The sequence below is a fragment of the Flavobacterium psychrotrophum genome, from assembly GCF_003403075.1.
GTDB lineage: Bacteria > Bacteroidota > Bacteroidia > Flavobacteriales > Flavobacteriaceae > Flavobacterium > Flavobacterium psychrotrophum.
This window is the reverse complement of the sequence record NZ_CP031557.1, coordinates 2,194,773-2,217,018: the sequence shown is the minus strand read 5'-3', so window position 1 is coordinate 2,217,018 and position 22,246 is coordinate 2,194,773. Positions and strand designations below refer to the sequence as shown.

General features: G+C 43.4%; 13 protein-coding genes and 1 pseudogene. 4 read left to right on the top strand and 10 right to left on the bottom strand.

The window, feature by feature from the left end; genetic code table 11:
- Position 1: 1 nt before the first annotated feature.
- Together DYH63_RS09675 and DYH63_RS09660 are read right to left on the bottom strand one after the other, a co-directional pair.
- Positions 2-1,321 (bottom strand): TolC family protein, encoded by a 1,320-nt coding sequence (locus DYH63_RS09675; protein WP_116788609.1) that lies wholly within the window; start codon positions 1,319-1,321, stop codon positions 2-4.
- 1,086 nt (positions 1,322-2,407) lie between these two features.
- Positions 2,408-2,692 carry a DNA-binding protein gene (locus DYH63_RS09660; RefSeq protein WP_116788607.1) on the bottom strand — a complete coding sequence of 95 codons (285 nt, stop codon included), beginning with the start codon at positions 2,690-2,692 and terminating at the stop codon, positions 2,408-2,410.
- A 272-nt stretch (positions 2,693-2,964) separates the two neighbouring features.
- Here DYH63_RS09660 and DYH63_RS09655 point away from each other — a divergent pair, with 272 nt between their 5' ends.
- Together DYH63_RS09655 and DYH63_RS09650 are read left to right on the top strand one after the other, a co-directional pair.
- Positions 2,965-11,319, top strand: coding sequence for a PKD-like domain-containing protein (locus tag DYH63_RS09655; RefSeq protein ID WP_116788606.1), 8,355 nt, complete (start codon positions 2,965-2,967; stop codon positions 11,317-11,319).
- Positions 11,320-11,337: 18 nt separating this feature from the next.
- Complete coding sequence (locus tag DYH63_RS09650; protein ID WP_116788605.1) at positions 11,338-12,318, top strand: PorP/SprF family type IX secretion system membrane protein; 981 nt, start codon at positions 11,338-11,340, stop codon at positions 12,316-12,318.
- 281 nt (positions 12,319-12,599) lie between these two features.
- Here DYH63_RS09650 and DYH63_RS09645 read toward each other — a convergent pair.
- The 8 genes and pseudogenes from DYH63_RS09645 to DYH63_RS09610 form a co-directional block, all read right to left on the bottom strand.
- A pseudogene (locus DYH63_RS09645) lies at positions 12,600-12,716 on the bottom strand (helix-turn-helix domain-containing protein); the annotation flags it as partial.
- A 297-nt stretch (positions 12,717-13,013) separates the two neighbouring features.
- Positions 13,014-14,147: a sensor histidine kinase gene (locus tag DYH63_RS09640; RefSeq protein ID WP_116788604.1), complete on the bottom strand. Its 1,134-nt coding sequence runs from the start codon at positions 14,145-14,147 to the stop codon at positions 13,014-13,016.
- A gap of 25 nt (positions 14,148-14,172) precedes the next feature.
- Positions 14,173-14,586 carry a response regulator gene (locus DYH63_RS09635; protein ID WP_205528306.1) on the bottom strand — a complete coding sequence of 138 codons (414 nt, stop codon included), beginning with the start codon at positions 14,584-14,586 and terminating at the stop codon, positions 14,173-14,175.
- Positions 14,587-14,884: 298 nt separating this feature from the next.
- A complete protein-coding gene (locus DYH63_RS09630) occupies positions 14,885-17,098 on the bottom strand; it encodes a hypothetical protein (RefSeq protein ID WP_116788602.1) in 2,214 nt (737 codons plus the stop codon).
- 72 nt (positions 17,099-17,170) lie between these two features.
- Positions 17,171-17,839, bottom strand: coding sequence for a DUF421 domain-containing protein (locus DYH63_RS09625; protein WP_116788601.1), 669 nt, complete (start codon positions 17,837-17,839; stop codon positions 17,171-17,173).
- Between the two features lies 1 nt (position 17,840).
- Positions 17,841-18,524: a DUF421 domain-containing protein gene (locus tag DYH63_RS09620; RefSeq protein WP_116788600.1), complete on the bottom strand. Its 684-nt coding sequence runs from the start codon at positions 18,522-18,524 to the stop codon at positions 17,841-17,843.
- A 38-nt stretch (positions 18,525-18,562) separates the two neighbouring features.
- Entirely contained in the window at positions 18,563-19,144 is a 582-nt protein-coding gene (locus tag DYH63_RS09615; RefSeq protein ID WP_116788599.1) for a flavodoxin family protein, read from the bottom strand.
- Between the two features lie 199 nt (positions 19,145-19,343).
- Entirely contained in the window at positions 19,344-19,931 is a 588-nt protein-coding gene (locus DYH63_RS09610; protein ID WP_116788598.1) for a glycoside hydrolase family 2 TIM barrel-domain containing protein, read from the bottom strand.
- On the opposite strand from DYH63_RS09610, the gene glf reads away from it, so the two are divergent.
- Both glf and DYH63_RS09600 read left to right on the top strand, forming a co-directional pair.
- Entirely contained in the window at positions 19,894-21,003 is a 1,110-nt protein-coding gene (gene glf, locus DYH63_RS09605) for a UDP-galactopyranose mutase (RefSeq protein WP_116788597.1), read from the top strand. The two genes, DYH63_RS09610 and glf, sit on opposite strands and share 38 nt — an antisense overlap.
- Positions 21,000-22,142 carry a hypothetical protein gene (locus DYH63_RS09600; protein WP_205528305.1) on the top strand — a complete coding sequence of 381 codons (1,143 nt, stop codon included), beginning with the start codon at positions 21,000-21,002 and terminating at the stop codon, positions 22,140-22,142. Before glf ends, DYH63_RS09600 begins: the two co-directional genes overlap by 4 nt.
- Positions 22,143-22,246: the final 104 nt, after the last annotated feature.

The window sequence follows — 22,246 nt, the reverse complement described above, 5'->3', positions numbered from 1 at the left end:
CTTATAATGAATTGTAAAAATTTTGCAATGTGCCGGCAGCTTTTTCAAGGTCGATGCGCGCCAGGTAATAGGTATAGAGTGAACTAAGGTAACTGTTCTGGGACTGCTTCAAGGCGTTTTGTGTCGTGAGCCAGTCGGTCAGGTCGGTTGTTCCCTTTTTAAACTGCAGGTCAGTAACGGTAAGTACAGACTGGGCGAGGGTAACGTTGCGCTGGTCGTTCTCTACATTGGATTGCGCCTGCAGGAGCTTGGCCTGTGCGTTGTCAAATTCCATCCTGTAGCGCCCTTCGGAAAGGGTAAGATTTTCCTCGGCATTGAGGCGCTCCACCTCTGCCTGGCGGTAGCGGGCGTTGCGCCTGTAAAAGTCCAGCAGTGGTATGGTCAGCTTTAGGCCTACGGCCGAAAAAGGGTTGAGATCGCGGTAGGCCTGGTCCAGGTGGTCGCCAAACCCCACGGCCCCATAACGTGCGTAGGCAGAAAGGGTAGGGAGTGCCCCGGCCCGGATGCTCTTTTGCTGTAGTTCCTTCAACCGCACATCCAGCGCAGCCAGGCGGTAATCGATACGGGCTTCGGGGGAGAATGCTACATCCTTTTCTATAGCAGGGTTCGCCGGTGCAGCGGTATCCACCTTTAAGGGGGTATCGAAGGGGTAGCCCATTTCGAATTTAAGCTCATTGTGCGCCAGTTCCAGGTTGCTTTGGGCTACGCGCTGCTGGGAGCGGGTGTTGTTATAATCCACCTGTACCTTATCCAGGTCTTTTTGTAGCGTTACGCCTTTGTCCACCTGTAATTGGAGCACATTTATCTGCCCCTGGTAGGTTTCAAGGTTGTAGTGAAGGAGTTCCAGCTGCTGGCGGTACACAAAGATGTCCAGGTAGGCGGCGGTAATGTTGTATATGATGGCCTCCCGGGATTGCTGGAGGTTGAGTGCTGCCTGCTGCCGGTTGTATTTGTTCGCCCTAAGCCCGGTAAGGAGTGCCTGGTCGTAGAGTACCTGGTCTACCTGCGCCGTCGCATTGCTGGCAAATTTCTTGGTAAGGCTGACCCTTAGGTCCTGGTCACCGAATATCCCTGCCGGTATCACGGTTTGCTGCAGCTTGAGATTGTTGTCAAGCGTGGAGGTCAGGCTGATGCGCGGTAGGTAGTCGGCCAGCGCTTCCCGTGCGCGTGCGTCGGCGGCGCGTTTCTGATTGGCATAAATCGCATTGTTACGGTTGTGTTCAAGGCCGTATTCGATACACTGCCTTAGCTGCCAGGTTTCCTGTGCATAGAGCTGGCAGGATACAGCAATAAGAAGAAGTGTGATGATTTTTTTGCTCATAAATTCGGTACTCTGGTCATTATGAGTGCCAAAATACCCGTTTTTATAAGGCTGGTTTTGGAAATTATACCAATTCCCCCCGTTCTTATACCAACTGGTGCCTGCGACGTATATTCGATTTTAGAAACTTTTATACCATGCACTTCGCAGCTTTCTGTTGTACCTGAGCAGGTAGGAGCAAAAAGCATTTATAAGCTGGGGATTCGAAATCTCCTTTTATAGTTGGACACTGGATATTCTTTTTAAAGGGACTAAAGTTATTTAGATTAGATATGCTTTCCAGAAAGTTCGGGTTTTGTGTCGGCTAGGTTCTTTTCTCGGCACGCCTTGCTTCTTAAAACGCTCCCAGTAGGATAGTAGGCGCTCCTGATGGTCGCGTTGGATATTTTTTACAGCGTGGTCTTCATTAAAAATTTATAAATAATAAATAGTTATAGGGCGTTTAATTGTTGTTTGAGTAGGAGTGGTAGTCCGACAACCTACTCGTAAATACTTGTAAAAGAATTAGATGTGCCTGAATTTTAACTCTTGCACAGAATAACTCACGCATGAATTTTAACGGTAATTTCAAAGAGGATTTAGTGATTTCTTCACAGACTTACCTCATATTTGAAATTAGTTCTCGGGTGTCATCTGACCTCTTTTTATCGCTTATCAGTTTGAGGATATCGCAATATTTATAGTAAGTAGTCTTCCAATTTTGCTATAGGGTAAAGTACCATTTATGTGTAGGTCTTGGAGCGTGCCTTTTAATATGTCCAAGAGTTTACGCACCTCCTTACTCTTAAGCCAGGTTTTGCCAAAAATCGAACCTGATTCGAAAACCCTTATAAACCTATATTTTTAGTGGCCGAAAAAAAGTTGCACCGAATTTACACCTAAGTTTAAAGTGTTGATTTACAGTTGTTATTTCATAAAACTGTTAGAGATGCAAACTTATAAAAAATATTTACACAGAGAATTGAAAATAGCCATCAATTATTGCCTTTTAAATATTCGTAGGTATGCACTTAGTGGTGCAATTTTGCTTATGGTGGTGATTCGACATAAAGAGGACAGTTCACATTGATTATGAGAAAACATCAACTAACTATCTTTTGACGAAACATCATTAAATAGTCCTAAAAGGTCGGCCTTATTATAGTAGTACGAACCCATAACTTTTTTGTAGCGCACCTTCCCGGTAATGCGAAGGTTCTGGAGCGATCCGGCGGAAATATCCAATAATTTCCTTGCCCCTCGGCTTTTAAGCCATTCAGGATCGGAAGTATCTTTCTCCCGATTATAATCTCCCTTTACCATAATACTTATCTCGTTAACCAGCATCCTGCCAAACTGGATAAGGTCATCTTTTGTGATCTGCTCGTTCATAACTCATAATTTTAAGGAAATAAAGCTATTATTCTGTAGGAGGTTGTTTTTAAATAGTCTTGCTATGGATTGATTTGGAATTAAAAGTCTCTACTATCACATTATTGCAGGGTTCCACCAAGGGCATAACTTTTTAAGTATTTAATTATCTGTAAAATACCTAGTAATAGGTATTGCAATACTTAATATAAGAGACTACCTTCACGCCCTTTTAAGAAAATTTTAACAATACATTTTTGTAATATATTTGCCCAACCAACAATTTACACCGTATGAAACAAAGCTACAAGCTAATCCTTATTTTTATACTTCTATTTGCGCAGTCATTACAAGCTAATCCAGTTTCGATACATGGCGTAGAACTAACAAAAAATAAAATTGTAGCTGTAAATGCTACTATTACAGGAAGTAATACCGTGTGCCTTAACGGTGCACAGCCTCAACTTACATTTACCGGAAGTGGGGGTAATGCGCCATACACGTTTAGTTATACCATCAATGGCGGGAACCCTCTTACTGCAGTGTCTAACGGAGCCGGTATTGCTACAGTAAATGCACCTACAAATGCAACTGGACAGTTTACTTATAACCTTACCACAGTGGCCGAAACAGCGGGTTCACCTATAATTATAAACAACTCAGCAGTAATTACGGTGGTAGCACCACCAGTGGCAGCTTTTACAGCGCCAACAACAATAAACTGCGCTAATCAGGCATTAACATTTACAAATCAATCCACAACAGGTACTAATATCGATTACTCATGGAATTTTGACAACCCGGATTCTGGAACCAATAATACAGCTACCAACATCAATCCTTCCCATATATTTATACTTAACCCAGGCAACGGAAACCAGACATTCACCATCACATTAACTGTTACAAATTCAGCTACAGGATGTAGTAACTCAGTGACACATAATGTTGCCGTAAAACAATTGCCTGATCCAATGCTTTTAGGAAGTAATTCAAGTAATTTTAATGGGTATACCACGTTTAAAAACTGCGTTAACAGTCCATCTACACTCAATTTCGGAAATGGGTCATCAACACAAGCTTCAAACACAAATTATACAATAGACTGGGGTGATGGAACTGCTGACTATAATAGTGCAACTTTCTCGTCTCCAATAGGCCATTTGTATCAGGTAGGTTTATGGACATTAACTTTCACTATTGATGGCGATAATAATTGTTCGATTACCAAAATATATAAGGTTTTTGTAGGATCAAATCCCGCCGTAAGTCTTGGTAATCCGGGAAATACCGACATTTGTATTACTGGTAATCCAAATAATGATACACTTACTTTTCCAATAAACAATACGGCTAACAACGCCAATGGAACCACATATACCGTCACTTTCAGCGATGACCCTTTAAACCCTCAAATTTTCAACCATCCACCCCCGGCCGAAGTTTCGCATATTTATAATGCAACGTCCTGTGGATCAAATTTACCAGGATTTCAAAATTCATTTTCTGCCACGATAGTAGCTAGAAACCCTTGCTCCCAATCACAGGTATCAGTGGTGCCTATTTATATTTCAACACGCCCTGATGCTGATTTTACAATGCAAAATACAATCGCATGTATTAATACCACAACATGTTTTACAAATGCTACAGTAAACTCAAACAGCATCGATGCAGCAAATGGTGATTGCAGTAATGGTGCTCCAATTTTATGGACAATTATACCCAACACAAATTATACAATTACTAGTGGTTCATTAGGTATGGCACTAGATCCTGCCGACCCATCTTCATGGTTAACAGGAAGTACGAATTTATGTATTAAGTTTACACAGGCTGGCACGTATACCATTAAAATGAAATCAGGTAATCGATGTGGCATTGATGATGAAGTTGTAAAAACTATTTGCATCGAAGCGCCGCTCGCGTCTGCATCTTTTACGCTAAATAATACAGTGGGTTGTGGGGCGCTTACAGCGCAGGCAACCAATACTACGCCTACAGCAAGTGCCTGTAATGTTACATACAATTGGGCTGTAAATTATACAGCTTCCAACTGCGGAACCTCTCCCGGCAATAGCTACAACTATTTTACAGGAGGCACTACAAATACGTCTGCCAACCCGTCGTTTAACTTCCCCAATCCCGGGACGTACACCGTAACCCTTACGGCACATAATTCTTGCGGTAACCAAACCGCGACGCAAACCGTAACTGTAAAAGCTCCGCCTACGGTGGCTATAGCGGCCATCGCTAATATTTGCGGGGGTACATCGGCAACCATATCACCTACAGCTACGGTGACTAATTGTGCTGCTCAAACACCGCTTACATACGTGTGGAGTTTTATAGGCGGTACACCATCATCCTATACCGGGGTAGTACCACCTGCCATTTCATATACCACTGCGGGATCCTATACGGTTAGCCTTGCCGTTACCAATGAATGTGGTACTACTACTGATAACGAAACCTTTACCGTTACACCTGGCGTAACCGCTAATGCCGGTGCTGATGAAACCCTTTGTGCCGGCGAAACCTTACAACTTACAGGATCGGGCACTGCCGGGGTGGGCGCTACGCTAAACTATAGCTGGTTACCAAGTGCAGGGCTTTCAAATGCTAACATTGCTAACCCAACTGCAAACCCATCTGTAACTACAACATATACCCTTACCGTAAGTACAGGAAATGGTAGCAGCGCCTGTACTGCTACAGACCAGGTAATTGTGTACCGTAATACAATTAATCCCGGTGCTATAGCGAGCGACCAGACCGTTTGTAGCGGCACAGATCCTTCCGCATTTACGGTAGCAGCGGCTGCCACGGGTGCCGGTACGATTACCTATCAGTGGGAAAGTTCTACAGCAAATGCAACATCAGGATATAGTGATATTTCCGGGGCTACTTTGGCTACTTATGATCCACCCGTACTTACACAAAATACTTGGTACAGGAGGAAAGTAACCTCAACCCTTAACGGGGAGGCGTGTACTGTAACAGGCAATTTTGTAAGCATATATATAAATACCATAACAGCGGGAACTATAGGAAGTGACCAGCAAATTTGTTCCGGTGGCGACCCTACCGCACTTAGCGGCACAGCGGCCACAGGTGGAGGTACTATCAGCTACCAGTGGCAATCATCAGTAGATAATAGTACCTTTACAAATCTAGCAGGTGCTACGACTGCCAACTATAATCCACCAATTCTTACCCAAAATACCTGGTACCGCCGGGTAGATACCAGCACTATAAACGGCGTTTCCTGCAGCAGCTTTACCAATATTGCAGCCATAAGCCTTACCAACCCGCCAGTTATATCGCAGAATCCGCTGTCTACACAAACGCTTTGCGCAGGCGGTACAGCATCTGCGCTAACAATTACAGCTACGGGAGGGAGTACATTAACATATCAATGGTATGCAAGCACTGCAAACAATAACACAACAGGTACTGCTATCTCAAGTGCTACAGCAGCAACATATACACCACCTACCACAACAGTTGGCACAACGTATTATTACTGCGTGGTAGCTACAGGTGTTTCGGGTTGTAACGCTGCCAGTGCCACAGCACAGGTCACCGTTATTGCAGCTCCAATTGTTACATCGCAGCCGCAGTCGCAAACCCTTTGCGAAGGGCAAAGCCCGGCGCAACTTTCTATTGCATATCAAAATGGTACCGGTACACCTGCGTACCAGTGGTACAGCAATACAGCAAACAGCACCGCAGGTGGTACAGCCATTTCGGGTGCTACCACAACTACCTATCTGCCACCGTCAACTATGGGCACATTATATTATTATGCAGTCATTACCTTTCCCGGTGGCGGATGCAGCGTGCTTACCACAAGTGCCGCAGCAATTGTGCTTAACCAAAAACCTGTAATTACAAGCAACGAAACAGCCACAATTTGTAGTGGTGATACAGTTAGTATCACTCCGGGTACTATCGGGAATACAATCCCTACAGGCACGCAGTACACCTGGACGGTACCTGCCAATGCAAATATTACAGGGGAAGCCAATCAAACTACACCTCAGAATGGTATAGGGCAGACACTGGTAAATACTACTAATGCGCCGGTAACAGTGGTTTACACTGTTACACCGGTAGCTAACGGATGCAGCGGCCTACCGTTCAGCGTTACTATTACAGTAAACCCTAAACCTTCAGTAACGGCACAAACAGCAACTACTTGTAGTGAAGGCACGTTTACAATAACTCCCGCTAATGGCAGTGGAAATATAGTACCGGCAGGCACTACATATTCGTGGGGCATGCCTGTGGTAAGTCCTGGTGTAGCGGGAGGGCTATCAGGTACCGATGCACTAGGTATAGGTGGAACCCTAACAAACAATACCAATACTATACAAACCGCTACGTATACCGTGACGCCAAAATGGACTTCAGGTAGCCAGACCTGTACCGGAAATACATTTACCGTTACCGTTACGGTAAACCCGAAACCGGTTATCAACAATATAACCCAAAACAGCTGTAGTGGTACTTCTTTTACCATCACACCAGCAGATGGTGTTAACGGTACAGTGCCTTCAGGCACAGTGTATAGTTGGGCAGCTCCAACAGGCCCTCCGGGCGTATCTGGTTTGGGAGCAGGCACTAACAGCGCTGCTATATCGGGCACTATTACCAATACAACTACTGCAACGGTTACAATAACTTATGTTGTAACCCCTATAGCGAACGGCTGTACAGGAAGCAGTTTTGATGTAACCCTTACAGTCGCGCCTACACCAACAGTGGCAGCTGTAAACAGCCAGACTGTATGTAACCAGTCTGCTACTGCTGCAATAAACTTTACCGGAACAATAACCGGGACAACATTTAACTGGACAAACAGTACTGCATCTATAGGGCTTGCCACAAGCGGATCCGGGTCTATACCAACTTTTACAGCCTTAAATAGTGGTACCACGCCGGTAACGGCTACTGTAACAGTTATCCCTGAAATCAATGGCTGCAACGGTGTCCCGCAAACCTTTACCATTACCGTTAACCCGGCACCTTCGGTAATTTTTTCTCAAACAGGCCAAACCATTTGTTCAGGCAATGCCACCACAACGGTTAACCTTAGTAGTGCCACCCCAAATACAACAATAAGCTGGACGGCAACACAGCCGGCAGGTATTACAGGGGTAGCAACAAATGGTACGACTTCCATCCCGGTGCAAACACTGGTAAATACTACCAATGCCCCAATTACAGTTATCTATACCGCTTCAGCCACAACATCTGACCTTTCAGCCTGTCCAGGAGCAACTACGGCATACAGTATAACTGTAACGCCAGTCCCTTTTGTGAACGGTACGCCCCAAATAAGCACTTGTAGTGGTACTGCACTAAATTATATACCTTCTAATACCGGCGGCAATAATATGCCTGCGGGGGTAACTTTCACCTGGACCGCACCAACCGGAAGCGGATTTACCGGAGGGTCAGCACAAAGTACTCCGCAAACCAGCCTGAACCAAACGTTGGTTAATACAACCAACACTGCTGTAATAGCAACCTATACAATTACACCGCATTATAACGGTTGCGACGGAGTACCTTTTAATGTTGCTGTTACTATAAATCCGACTGCTATTATACCTAATGGTTCAATAACACTATGCAGCGGTACGGCTTTCAGTTTTGATCCCGCCACTACGGCAACTATTTTCCCTAACGGTACGGTATTTAACTGGAACGCACCAACGGGTACTATAACCGGTGGAACGGCCGGTACTGCACAAAGCATCATAACAGGAACGCTCAACAATGCTACAGCTTCGGTTCAAACTGCAACATATACCATAACGCCTCTTTCACCGCAGGGCAACTGTAACGGGGCAAGCTTTACTCTGACAGTAACAGTTAACCCGGTGTTCACAGTAACCCATACCGTATCAAATTACAATGGCTTCCAGATCAGTTCGGCTGGTGCTAATGATGCGTTTATTAACCTTTCGCCTACGGGCGGGTCAGGAAACTATACCTATTCATGGACGGGACCTAATGGTTTTATGGCTTCAAGCCAAAACGTAGCCAATCTTGGCCCCGGTACCTATACTGTTGTAATAGCCGATGGCTTATGCAGTACTATTTCGATAACAGTACTTATTGCCGAACCGATGCCGCTGGTTATTGCCGAGGTTACAGCCAGCCACATAAATGTTAACTGCTATGGCCAGTCTACCGGAGTGGTTGAGGTGGCGGTTACCACAGTATCTATCGCGCCTTTTGACTATGCCATATTGCTGCCAGATGGTACTGTTGTAGAGAGTGCAGACAATCTTACAGCATTAAATTATGTTTTTGACAACCTGCCTGCCGGAACGTATAATATACGTGTAACCGATGCTAACGGCACGATTAAGTATATAAATGGGGTAGAGGTAACACAGCCAGCAACTGGCCTTGCCATAAGCAACAGCATTATTTCAAATTTCAACGGTTTCAATATAAGCTGTAATGGTGCAAACGATGGCAGTATTAATTTAACAGTAACTGGTGGTTATCCTACCTATACATACAGCTGGACGGGGCCAGACGGATTTACCGCTACTACCGAAGACATTGCCGCACTGGCACCCGGCGTGTATACTGTTACTATTTTTGACACTACAAACGCCTGCCCTCTGACACAAAACTTTACGATTACCGAACCACAGCAGGTAACTTTTACAGGGGCCATGTCGGCATTTAATGGTTACCAAATAAGCTGTTTTGGGGGGACTAATGGTACTATAAACATTACACCTTCCGGCGGGACAGCAGTCTACACCTATGCCTGGACAGGCCCGAATGGCTTTACCGCATCGACCCAAAATCTTAGCGGGCTTTCTATTGGTACCTACGCTGTTACTATGGCCGACAGTAACGGCTGTAGTGCCCCGGCTCAAAGTTTTACACTTACTCAGCCAACAGCATTGGCGATAAGTCAAACCCAGGTAAATGTATTATGTTTTGGTGCCGCTACCGGGGCTATTGATGTTACCGTTACAGGAGGTATTGCTAACGGTTCCGGCAGCTACACCTTTGCGTGGACTGGCCCTAATGGCTTTACGGCATCTTCCGAAGATGTAATAACTATTGTTGCGGGTGCCTATAACCTTATTGTTACTGATGCTAACGGGTGTACAATACCGCTATCGGTAAACGTTACACAGCAGCCTGAAATAATAATTACACCTACAACTACGCCGATTACTTGCTATGGCGCCAACAATGCCTCGATATCGCTTAACATTATTGGAGGGAACCCACCATACACTGCCGACTGGAGCAACCTTGCAACGGGAACCTATCAGGATAACCTTGCAGCAGCCATTTATACCATTACAGTAACCGATGCCAGCAATTGTGTCAAAATGATTGCTGTACCCATACCCGAAGCACCGGTGTTTAAAGTTGAGCCTGTATTTGCCAACGTTTCATGCCATGGAGCAAACGACGGAAGTATAACCCTTAATCTTACCGGTGGTATTGCGCCCGTTACATTGGTTTGGAGCGATGGCTCGACAGCCGGAACGCAACGTAATAATTTAGGGCCCGGCACATACACCGCTACCATTACAGATGGCACACCCTGCCAGATCATCCGTACGTTTACTATTATAGAACCTGCTGCGCTTACGGTAGCAGCAAACCTTACCCATGCATTGGATTGTAATGACACTACAAGCGGTGCTATAGACCTGTTAGTAGCCGGTGGAACGTTACCCTACACGTATAACTGGTCTAACGGCCAGACTATAGAAGACCTGTCCGCCATTACTTCCGGCACGTATTCAGTTACTATTACCGATGCTTCTGGCTGTACTGTTTCAGGCACTTATACCATAACACGGCCGGCACCGATAGTGCTTAATATAACCAGCAATGTTGTACATAACTGCGATACCCATTATGTTAGGCAAACTAATACAGCACAAGCAGCGGGTGGGGTACCACCTTTCCAGTATACCTGGAGTAGCGGAACAGTTTCGGGAGCTTTTGGCCAACTTATGAATACCGACCAAAATGGTACTGTGATTGTAACGGCTACTGATTCTAAAGGATGTACTGCTACATCCACTTTTGAAGTACAAACAGAACAACTTGGCGAGGCTAATTTTACGGCAGGTTCCTACGCGTTTACTACCTATCAGGAATACTCAATATCAGATCCTGTCCAGTTTGATAACGTATCCACAGGTGATTACTTGGAAGTCGGCTGGGATTTTGGTGACGGCGGGAGTTCCAGCGAAATTAGCCCTTCACATACTTATCTAAATGAAGGGACTTACACGGTGACCCTCCATGTAGTCTATCCTTACGGGTGCAATGATACCTACCGTATAACTTTGGTGGTTACAAAAGGATATGATGTAATGGTACCAAATGCTTTTACACCCAATGCCGATGGCATGAATGATACGTTTAAAGCTGTACACAGAGGTTTGAAATCAATTGAATTGAATGTTTTTGATACATGGGGAGCGCTGTTATATTCTGAAAAAGGTGAAGTAATAACAGGATGGAGCGGTTATATAAAAGGAAACCCGTCGGAAAACGGTAACTTTTATTACCGCATCAAAGCCGAAACTTTTTATGGCCAGGTCATCGAGTTTAACGGCCCATTCGTACTTATCAAATAACCATCCCCAATCTACATCATGAAAAAGCTTACAATCACTATATTATTCATAATAACCGCGTTAACGGTGCAGGCACAGGACCCAATATTCACACAGTATTTTATGGTACCCCAAACTATTAACCCGGCATTTACCGCCTTTATGGAAACCACAAGTGCCGGAGTTGTGCACCGCAGCCAATGGCCAGATGCCAAACTAAAAATTAATAGCGACTATGCCTTCCTCAATACCTGGTCAGAAGATATGAACAGTGGTTTTGGAGTCAACTTCCTGAGCCAGCGTGAATCATTTACCAACTACAGCCTTTCTCAGGTTAATGCCAGCTACACCTACCGCGTACAGATATCGGACTACTGGTATTTTCACCCTGCACTTGAGGTGGGATACGGAAGCAAGTCGTATGGATTTCAGAACATGGTGCTTGAAGACCAGATTAACATAGGTAGCGGTACAATAGATCCTACAAGTTCAGATCCATTGGCTTTAAATAATAAAGTTGGGTATTTCGATGTTGGCGCAGGCTTTTTATTCAATAATGAAGATTGTTGGATTGGGGGTTCGTTACGCCACCTTAACAAGCCAAATATTTCGTTTACAATGGCTGGTAACTTGCCGCTGGATATGTTCTTTTCAATTAATGGAGGATTTGAAACCGAAGTCTCCAATTCATTTTTCCCATTTGATTCAAAGTTGCTAATAACTGCAAATTATATGCAACAATCAAAATTTAATCGTTTTGACTTGGGCGCAGGGCTTATTTTTGAACGCTTTTTCTTTGGCGTGATTGCCGCAACAAACCCGGCGAGGAATAATCCAAATGCACCTTTACTAACATCCATAAACCCTTATTTTGGTGTTCAGTACGAGCATTTTAAAATTGGCTATTCTTATGATGTTATTACAAATAGTATGGGGCGTAATGGTGGCGTGCATGAATTTTCGCTGCTTTACCAATTTGATTGGGAGAAGAAATGCCAGGGCTGCCCCGATTATTTTTAAAAATTGCCAGGGAATTGTTTTGATTGCAAAGGTGACATTCTGTTGTGCTTTTATTGGGTGGCAGTCCGACACCCTTTATTTGTAAGCGTAACTGAATTATTATAATGTTCTCAGCCTCAAATACATGCTCACCGAATTGTTTACATTTAATTTGAGCGGTAACTGATGCAGATTTAATGATTTGAAATATGAAATGCTACATTTAATATAAAAATATAGGGAATTACTTTCTCATCAGTAGTATTTTTATCCATCAGTCTAAGTATATCTTCATATTTATATTATATGAGGCCACCTATTTTTGTATAGGGTAATGTGCCATTAACCCTAAGATTTTGTAGCGTGCCGGCAGAAATGCCCAAGAGCTTTCGAACCTCAAAACTTTTAAGCCAGGTCTTTGAAGCTTCACCCTCCTTTTGTGGCATTCAATTGCATTTAGCATTTTATTGGGAGTGCAGGTAGGAAGAACCATAGATATTTACCCTTCCTTATACGCTCACTAAGTTTCAATTTAAATTATAGCCGTTTTTTTACTATAGGCCTATCCTTCAATAATTATAGAGGATGTATGTAAGACATTTCCTCTTAGCAAAAATAATCTTTTAAAACAAGCGTCTTAGTAGATATTGCCGATACAGCTTTGGACTAACTACATTAAAGTTAATTCTTTATTTTAATTATATACAGGCCTTAAATTACATAGGAAGATAAATTTCAAAAGTTGTACCCTTATTAACTGCACTCCTGACTTCTATATATCCTTTATGATTATCCACAATCCTTTTACACAAAGCCAATCCAATCCCTGTACCACTGTAATCGGAATTCAGCCTTTTAAAAGGTTGGAATGCCTGATCGGCGTATTTCTGGTCAAACCCAATTCCGTTATCAGTAAACTGTAATAAAAGATACTCGGTTTCAGAATCAAAATGCTTATCATTATCCTTAAATTTACCGGTTGAGATCTCAATAAGCGGTTCATGTGTATTGAATTTAATAGAATTACCAATAAGGTTAAAGAAAAGCTGGTGCATTTGTATTGGGATTGCCTTAATTACAGGTAAATCATCGGCAATGATGGTCACGTCCTTTTCTGTAAATAGAACCTCAAAATCCTCTTTTACAGCTTGAAGTACAGTGTTAAGATCTGTATCAATAAATTGTTCCTGGGTTTGTGAAAGGCGGGAGTAATCCAGTACACTTTTAATTAAGGTTACCATCCTGTTTGCAGAAAGATTAATCTTCTCCAGGTATTTTTGTACCTGTCCTTCATCGGATATGTTTTTTTCAAGCAGCTTCGCAAAGGTCTGTATTTTCCGCACAGGTTCCTGAAGGTCATGCGATGTGATATAAGCAAATTCTTCGAGCTGCTTATTTTGAAGCGCAATATTTCGCGCATCGCGATCCCTGCGGTCTTCAGCAAGTTTTCGTTCCGTGAGGTCGCGGGTAACTTTAGAGAAACCAATCACTTCCTCATTATCTCCGTGCAACGCTGTAATAACAATGTAACCCCAAAAAGTACTCCCATCTTTACGCAAGCGCCAGCCTTCATGTTTAGCCCTTCCATTTAGGGCTGCTTCTTTGATCAGATGTTGGGGCAGTCCGGTTTTCCTGTCTTCTTTAAGATAGAAGCAGCTAAAATTTTTGCCTACTATTTCTTTTTCAGGATACCCTTTTATTTTCTCGGCCCCTTTATTCCAGTTAAGTATCGTACCATCGCGATCCAGTAGAATGATAGCATAGTCCTGCACCTCTTCGATCATCTTTAAATAGCGTTGGTCATTAGATTTAAAAACCTGCGGCACTATGTCCTCCTGCTTGCTATCCATTTTTTTAAGTTTAGGGCAATTATAATTAACTCAACTCGTACGGAAGTGCTGTCTTACTAAAAAGTTTACCTAAGATCACGGAAAGGCGGTCTACATCGGGCGTTTTGGTAAGAAAATGAGTAGCACCATATTCTTTAGTTTCCGCAATGTCTAAATGATACGAAGACGTACTGTAAATAATTACCGGTGTTATATGTAGTACAGAAACCTTTCTTATTTCCTGCAAACACTCTTTACCGGAAAGTAACGGCATGTTCAGGTCAAGGAAAATATAATCCGGAATATCACCAGCCTCAATGTCTGTAAAGATTTCCAATGCTTTACTACCACTGGATAATGGTAGCAGGTTAAAGGGATGCCCCGAATTTTCCAGCGCAATTTCAAAAAGCTCCCTATCATCAGGGTCATCATCAATAATAATGCAACGAATATTTTTCATGGTAAGGGTATTTGTTGTATTACAGACCGTGAATTTAAACATAAAAATATAGCTGTGCAAACCTTGTAACCTTTGGAATTAATTTTGTAGCGCTTCTACTTTTGTCCATGTGATTACGAATCCTTGATGAAAACATATTACCGGTTCTACTATAAAAAGATGATTATATTTATGCAACTCTAAATCAAATAAACAGTGAAGATTATTACCTATCGTCTGCGTAAATTTTTTGATAGAGAGATTTCCCTGTGTCGTACCCTTACCGACACAAGAAAGCAAAAGCTTTCGTTCAGATCTTTCAAAATCTCAAAATAATTTTCTGCCCGCCGGTAACGTCGTATTCCACAGATTTTGGTGACGATCTTGCTGACGTTAGGATTGAATCTTTATCTCCTTTGGCAAGGCTAACCTTTATGTTGCGAAGGGTCTTTTTATCGTCATTAGCCAGTAGTATAAGGCGCGATGTGAAATTCTCACTGCCAATTATCGTAAAGCCCAGCGATCCATCTTTAGCTTTAGTGAAAGAAGTGATTGGATAATCTGTAAAAAGTATAAAGTCACCTTCTTCGATTTTTACATATTGCCTGGGCACCACACCAAATCCCACACCGGCGCCGTACACTTCCTGGCCCACCTGGCCATGTTGTTCCCAGCCGTCCTGCAGGTCTTCCACAGGTATCCATAATTTAGGGTCTACTTCTCCTGTTTTTACTTCGTCCGATAGAATATCTTCAGGTAACAGTGGTGGATAATAACCGGGCAACCTGCTTACACTATAGCGCACAAGTTCCGGCAGCAGCAGCATTACTGATGGTAAAATGGGTGCTTTGATTGCAACCGCTTCTTTAATATAATCGTTGAGGGCAGCATACACTTCCATTTCTTCATAAGCCGCTTTGTAAGGGGCATCATTAAGAGGAAATATACCAAAGAAGTTATCAAAGTTTACAGCGTTTCCATAGTTACATTCCCATAACTGTACGTTTTTCATGATACCGGCTATGCACAGGTAGCTGATATCCAGAAAGAGTTCTTCTTTCGTTTCTCTGTATAAGCGCAGCATTGCCAGTGCAGAAAAAGCCGTATTGTTAGCCTGGTAAAAAATGTTCATGCCCCTATCCCGCAACTTCCTGGCGGCTTTTAGGGCTTCATTTAAATACTTTTTTTCGCCAGTTACCTTCCATACGTTTATCATAAGGTGCGCATACCCACCGGCAACATCTTTCTCGCCGCCGCTGCCGGGCACCGTCTCTGCTTTTAAAGTTTCAAGGGTGTCCATTTTGTAAAACACCGGCCACTCATAATTAAAATGATGGGCCACTTTTATAGCATAATCAATAGAATCAAGCAATAAATCTTTAGCTTCTTTATCGCCATCCAGTGCCAGCTTCGACAGGTTCATCAAGGGGTGGTGCAGGTACCAGGAGTCCATGGTCATGGCCTTCTTTTGCTCTTCAGATTCGTCCAGTTCCCCACGCTGCGATGGCAGCCATCTCGAAATTGTTTTTAGCTTATCATCATAAAATGATTGTAAGCCGCCTTTAATTTCGTCTATCACAGGAAAACTTTCGCCGGTCCATTGGGCATATTCATGTACGGCATAGAGAACAGAGAGCTGCACCATTATTTCTGCAGGCGTTTTATAGTCGCATAAATATGCATTTAGATAGGGGCGCCCTTTAGTATAGGTCCAGCAGCCCTTATTAAACGTAAGGTCGTTTAATGCGGTTTTAGAAGTCGTTAACCAGTCGTGGTATTTAGTATCAGGTTTGGGTATAACGCTATAAATTGCCGCTAAATGATTAAGATATTGTTTGGAAATAGCAATATCATCTGAAGGAACTTCAGGGCTAAATAAAACATAGGCGTCAGATACTACATAGTCGGTAGCCGCAGCAATTGCCTTCTCTTTACTAACAGGAAGGCTAAATCCGATTTCCGGCCATTCGCCCCCAACGGTTTCGGCAAGGGAGGTTTCTGTCGCATTGCAGTAGTCCGATAGCGCAGTGAGGTTTTGGAAATATAAAAAAGATCCTTTTTTAGGGCTTGATGTGCTTGCAAAAAGCAGGCCCGAACGTGTGCCCGCCTGGTGCAGGTGAATGGTTGCTGTTGTATTTTCGATACTGCCTTTTTCGGTAAGTGGAACGATATCCTTTGGCCAAAAAGGAATTACGACAGGGATGGCGGGAGTAAAAGTTGCTTTATAGTGTAAAATTGTATTCTCGGTATCGGGAAAATCCACAGCTACTTTGTATCGCCCAATCGAAGTTTGCAGCAAAAGAGTACAACCCGTATCTCTTTCATTTAATTCTAAAACTTCAAAATCGCAGTCGAGGCCAAATGCTGCCCTGAAGCCAAGCTTGCTTCCGTTTGCGGCAGTACTTACGATCCATACCGAGCTGCCTGCGTTGTGTAGGGTAAAAGTATAATCTAAAAATCTTTTTTCAAGAAGAACGGCACTGTTCTTAATATCTGACTGCGCCGTTGCTGCCCAAGGAGAAATCAGTTTCATGGTTTAAATTTTTAAGTTATAGCTTAATTTTTATATGTTTTATATATTTCTATGTTACTTCAAATTATACATTTACAGGGCGTGTTCATATGTAGTACTACCACAATTACATTTTTCTTTTTCCAAGGCATGCCTGCCACACGACGAACATACTTTTTCCGTAGTAAATTGTTGCTTATCATGAAGGTCTGCATCCACATCCGGTATTATGCACAGACCCGGTTTAGGCTCTTTTTTTTCGACCAAAGAAAATGCTCCATTAGCTTCAATGTATAACCGTTTCACTTCGCCCAGATGCCGTATGCCTTCTTTTCTAAGTGCAGCGAAAAGGCGCTCCCTTGTCAGGTACATTGTTTTCATTAAGTCTTTATTCATAATGCCGTCCTCTACAAGGATGCCGTGCTTGCCTTGGAATACTTTTTCTATACCGCGTTTGTAAAATACTAATTGAGCTATCCAGCGTCCAACTATTACAATTACGATCACCATTACGAGGGCGACTAACAATCCACGACCAGGACGCTGTATCGGCAGGCCCACTGCTGCTGCAAGGCATACGCGTGCAACCATATCAGCGCGGCTCATTTCTGAGGACATGCGCTTACCCATAAAGCGTATAGCAACTAATATAATAATATACACTATTGCAACCCTAACAACTACCTCTAATAAATAAAGCGGTTCCGCCTCACCAAATAGAATCCTTGCCCAGTCGGTTATATCAATATCTTCTTTTTTCATGTCAGTTTATTGCTTTTACCCATTTATTACCATGGCAATGATTGCATTCCGCCTTCATTGTAACGGGAAGAAGAAAACCACAGTCGTAACATGCCTGCATATCTCCACTTGCTTTCTTTTCCTCTAAAATGGTGTCTTCTTCAGGATATACAGCCAGCCCTGCCGGTGCATCGTTCTTATATTTGTAAATACTAAAACCACCGCCAGCCTCAAGGTACAGCCGCTCTACCTCACCTAACTGGTGCACTTTTTCATGGCGCAGCGCGGCAAATAGTTGCTCTTTGGTCACGCGGGTATCCTTCATCTTATCTTTTTGCAATACACCGTCCCTGATAAGAATGGAAACGCTGCCCTGGCTTACCGTTTCAAAATTTTTGCTTGCTAACGTCAGTTTGCTTACAATCCTTTCAAAAACAAAGGCACATGTAAGTACTACAAAGCCTATAAGTGCGCCGCCTTCCGGTACCTGCATGGCAACCGCTACAGATCCACCAAGAGTGATCATCAGTACCATTTCGGTTATAGTGAGCTCGCCCGCCATACGCTTGCCTAATAAGCGTACTATGAACAGCATGAACAGGTATAGCGCAAGCCCCCTGAAAAAAACTTCGATAAGAAATTCAGGCGCGGCTTCGCCAAAGAGCATGCGCTCTACATCGAATGCTTCTATTTTTTGCTGTGCCACTGGATTTCCTGTATGTGTTAGGGATTAGATGCGCTACTTTATTTACCGGCAAATTTGGCGAAGGATTCGGCCATAGCCTCAGCATCCTGGGCATACTCTTTCTTATAGTATTTCAAAAGGTTGGCTTTTGTAGTTTTTTTGTCTTTGCCATGGCCTTCCCAGATAACTCCCAGCGACGAATAGGCAGGCACTGTAATACCGAGGCTGCAGAAAAAATTAGCGATATTGCCGGTTACATGCTCCACACCATCGGAGTCTCCTGTAATTATTACCCCACCCAACTTGCCGTCGAGAGGCGAATCTTCACCTGCGTTGATAATATCATATACTTCATCAAGCCGCTCAATGGCCCTTTGCAATTCAGAAGAATGGCTGTTCCACCAAATAGGCGTTGCAAACAGTAGTATATCTGCCGCTACCACTTTCTCGTAAATACCGGGCCAGTCGTCTCCGGCACCCATATCGGTATAGGTACCGTTTACAATGTTATGCTCAGCAAGGCGGATTATTTCGCACTCAATGTCCTGCTTTTCCAGGTAGCTTACGGCAAATTCAGTTAGCACCTGTGTGTTAGATGTTCCTTTTTCTTTTAAAGTACCCAATAAGATTATAGCTTTCATATTTTGAGTCTTGATGTTGTTATTATAAGGTTTTGGTCATGTGTGATCTACTGTTATCAGCGTATCTAAATTAGAAAGTTGTGTTTGCTTAACAGCGGTATTTATCAAAACTTTAGCTAAGCTTTGAGTTCCCTTGAATTGAGTTGTATCTTTTACCGAATCGGTTAACAAAAAAAGCCTAAAGCTTTACTACAAATTATTAAAAGTGGTTTTTACTGCCAAGCAGGTTTTCCGGCACGTTTAATTCGCCACTTGCAAAATCAATCGGGCCATTCTTTTCATCTTCTATATTCGTGGCTTGAGTATATACATCGCCTGCAATCGCATGCTTGCTTAATTCTTTCTTGTATAGGGCAATTTTGGACGACCTGTCCTGATCGTCCTGTGGGCCACCATAATCTGCAAATCCGAAACCGCCCCACTCACTAATTACAAGAGGCACCTGTTTCCTGAAAAAGAATGGGTCACCAACGGTTAGTGGAAATGCAGCTACCGTATCCATATTGCCGCTTTCAAGTTCGTTGAGGAGCTGCGACCACCGTTCAAATTCAGCTGTGTAAATATGGACTGTAAGCAGGTCAGACTTTAGGCGGCCCTCATAGGATATATGGCGCCATCCGTCATTATCTACAACCAGGAACTGCGGGTAGGCTATTTGCAGATAATGGTACATGCTCATAATATAGGCCCTTGTCTCAGTGTTGGTCGCAATATCCTGCGCTCCCCAGTCTTCATTGTAGAGGCTCCAAATAACAACCGATGGATGTGTACCGATAAGGTCCAGCATCGCAATAGGAAAAAAGGTACTGGTAATTGAAAAACGCGATCACATAGCAGGTAACTGCTACGATTATATCGATGAAAACGGCATACTTGTTTCCAAGTATGGTGCACATCTTTTTCATACCAATGAAGAACAGGTATGGGACTATGTAAACCGGTATGCTAACTGGTATAACTGGGAGCATAAGGTCGTGGCAAAAGTAGAAGGTGATTTGTTGCCCATACCGGTAAACATCACTACGGTAAATAAGATATTCGGCCTCAATATCAATTCTGAGGAGGAGATGAAAACCTGGCTTGACGAAAACCGCGAGCCCTACCTTAATCCATCCAACGGAAAAGAAGCGGCACTTAATAAAGTCGGCGCGGTACTCTACGAAAAGATGTTTCGCCATTACACTAAAAAGCAGTGGGATAAATACCCCGAAGAGCTGGACGCCTCGGTGCTTGACCGTATACCGGTGCGCAGTAACTATGACGACCGTTACTTTTCGGATACCTACCAGGCACTGCCGGAGGGCGGGTATACGAAGCTCTTCGATGCGATTCTAGACCACCCTAATATTAAAGTGGTTCTTAACACCGACTATTTTGATATTAAAGACCAGGTTAAGGGCTATGATAAACTATTCTATACCGGGCCAATTGATCGGTTCTTCGAGTTTAAGCACAGCCTTGACGATAAGTTAGAATACAGGTCCATTAACTTTGCCTCAGAAACAATTGATGCAGAATTTTTCCAGGAGAATTCTGTAGTGAATTATCCGGGCAATGAAGTGGGCTTTACCCGTATTATTGAATATAAGCATTTTGGTAATCAGGCATCGGAAAAAACCACTGTAGTAAAAGAATTTACCACGGATGTAGGAGATCCGTACTACCCGGTGCCCAATGCAAAGAACCAAACGATCTATGAAAAATATAAAGCGGATGCTGAGGCGTTAACGGATGTATACTTTGTAGGCAGGTTGGCCAACTACAAGTACTTTAATATGGACCAGGCTTTTAAAAATGCGCTTGATCTTTTTAAGGCTTTGGAAACCACTCCTGAATCCCTAATCCAGGAGGCTATATGAGTATCTTCAGGTCGTTCTTTATGGGAGGCTATGAATGTGCCGACCATATCAACCGTTCTGGGGAAAGGGTTAACCTGCTTAGGGTGACGCAGCATGATGCGCGTGTCAGGGAAGATTATCGCGATTTGCTTACCTTGGGTATTACGACCGTGCGTGAAGGAATCTGCTGGAGCGCCGTGGAGACAGCACCCTATGCGTTTGATTTTAGTGAGGTTAAAAATAGGATAAGCGCTGCTGAAGAATACGGCATCCAGATTATTTGGGATTTGTGTCATTTCGGCTATCCCGACGGCATATATCCTACGCACCCGCATTTTCACCTGCGGTTTGTCGCACTGTGCGAGGCTTTTGCATTATTCCATAAATCCGCTACAACGCAACAACTTTTCGTAGTGCCTATCAATGAGATCAGTTTTTTGTCATGGCATTCAGGCGATGTACGCGGCACTGTACCCTTTGCAGTGAACAGTGGCTGGGATATAAAATACCATTTATGTCGGGCAGCTATTTTAGGTATTAGCATGCTTAAAGATATAAACCCGGATTGCAGGATCGTGTTAGTAGAGCCGCTTATAAAAATACATCCGGGTTTTGAAACCAATCTTGAGCATATCGAAAACCTTAACGGGCACCAGTTTCAGGCAATGGATATTATTGCAGGCCGGATGTGCCCCGAATTGGGCGGTAAAGAAGACTACCTCGAAATACTTGGCTTTAATTACTATTGGAACAGCCAGTGGGACCATGGAATAGGATCGCTTGACTGGCCTGAGAACGATGTGCCCCGGCGCACGGGTATCGCTGACCTTCTGGAAATGGCGTACCTGCGTTACGGCAAACCGCTCTTTTTATCAGAAACCGGCCATTTTGGCGTAGGCCGTGCCCTGTGGATGGACGAGGTTACGAACGAATGTATAAAGGCATTGCAAAGAGGTATACCATTGTTAGGGGCGTGTATTTATCCGGTAACGGACAGGCCTGACTGGGATGATCTGAACGTATATCATGATTGTGGGATATGGGACCTCGACGAAAATAAAAACCGGATACCGCATTTTCCAGTTATCAGTAAGATACGGGAAGGTAGCACCCTTCTTCAGGCTGCATTAGAAAATCAATATTCATTCATAGCCACCTAACAGTACTGATCGCCGGACGCAAAGCCTCTTACAAGACAATCTATCAGCGACTTATAGTATTTATTTTAGTATAAAATTATGAAGAGTACAAAAATATAATACTG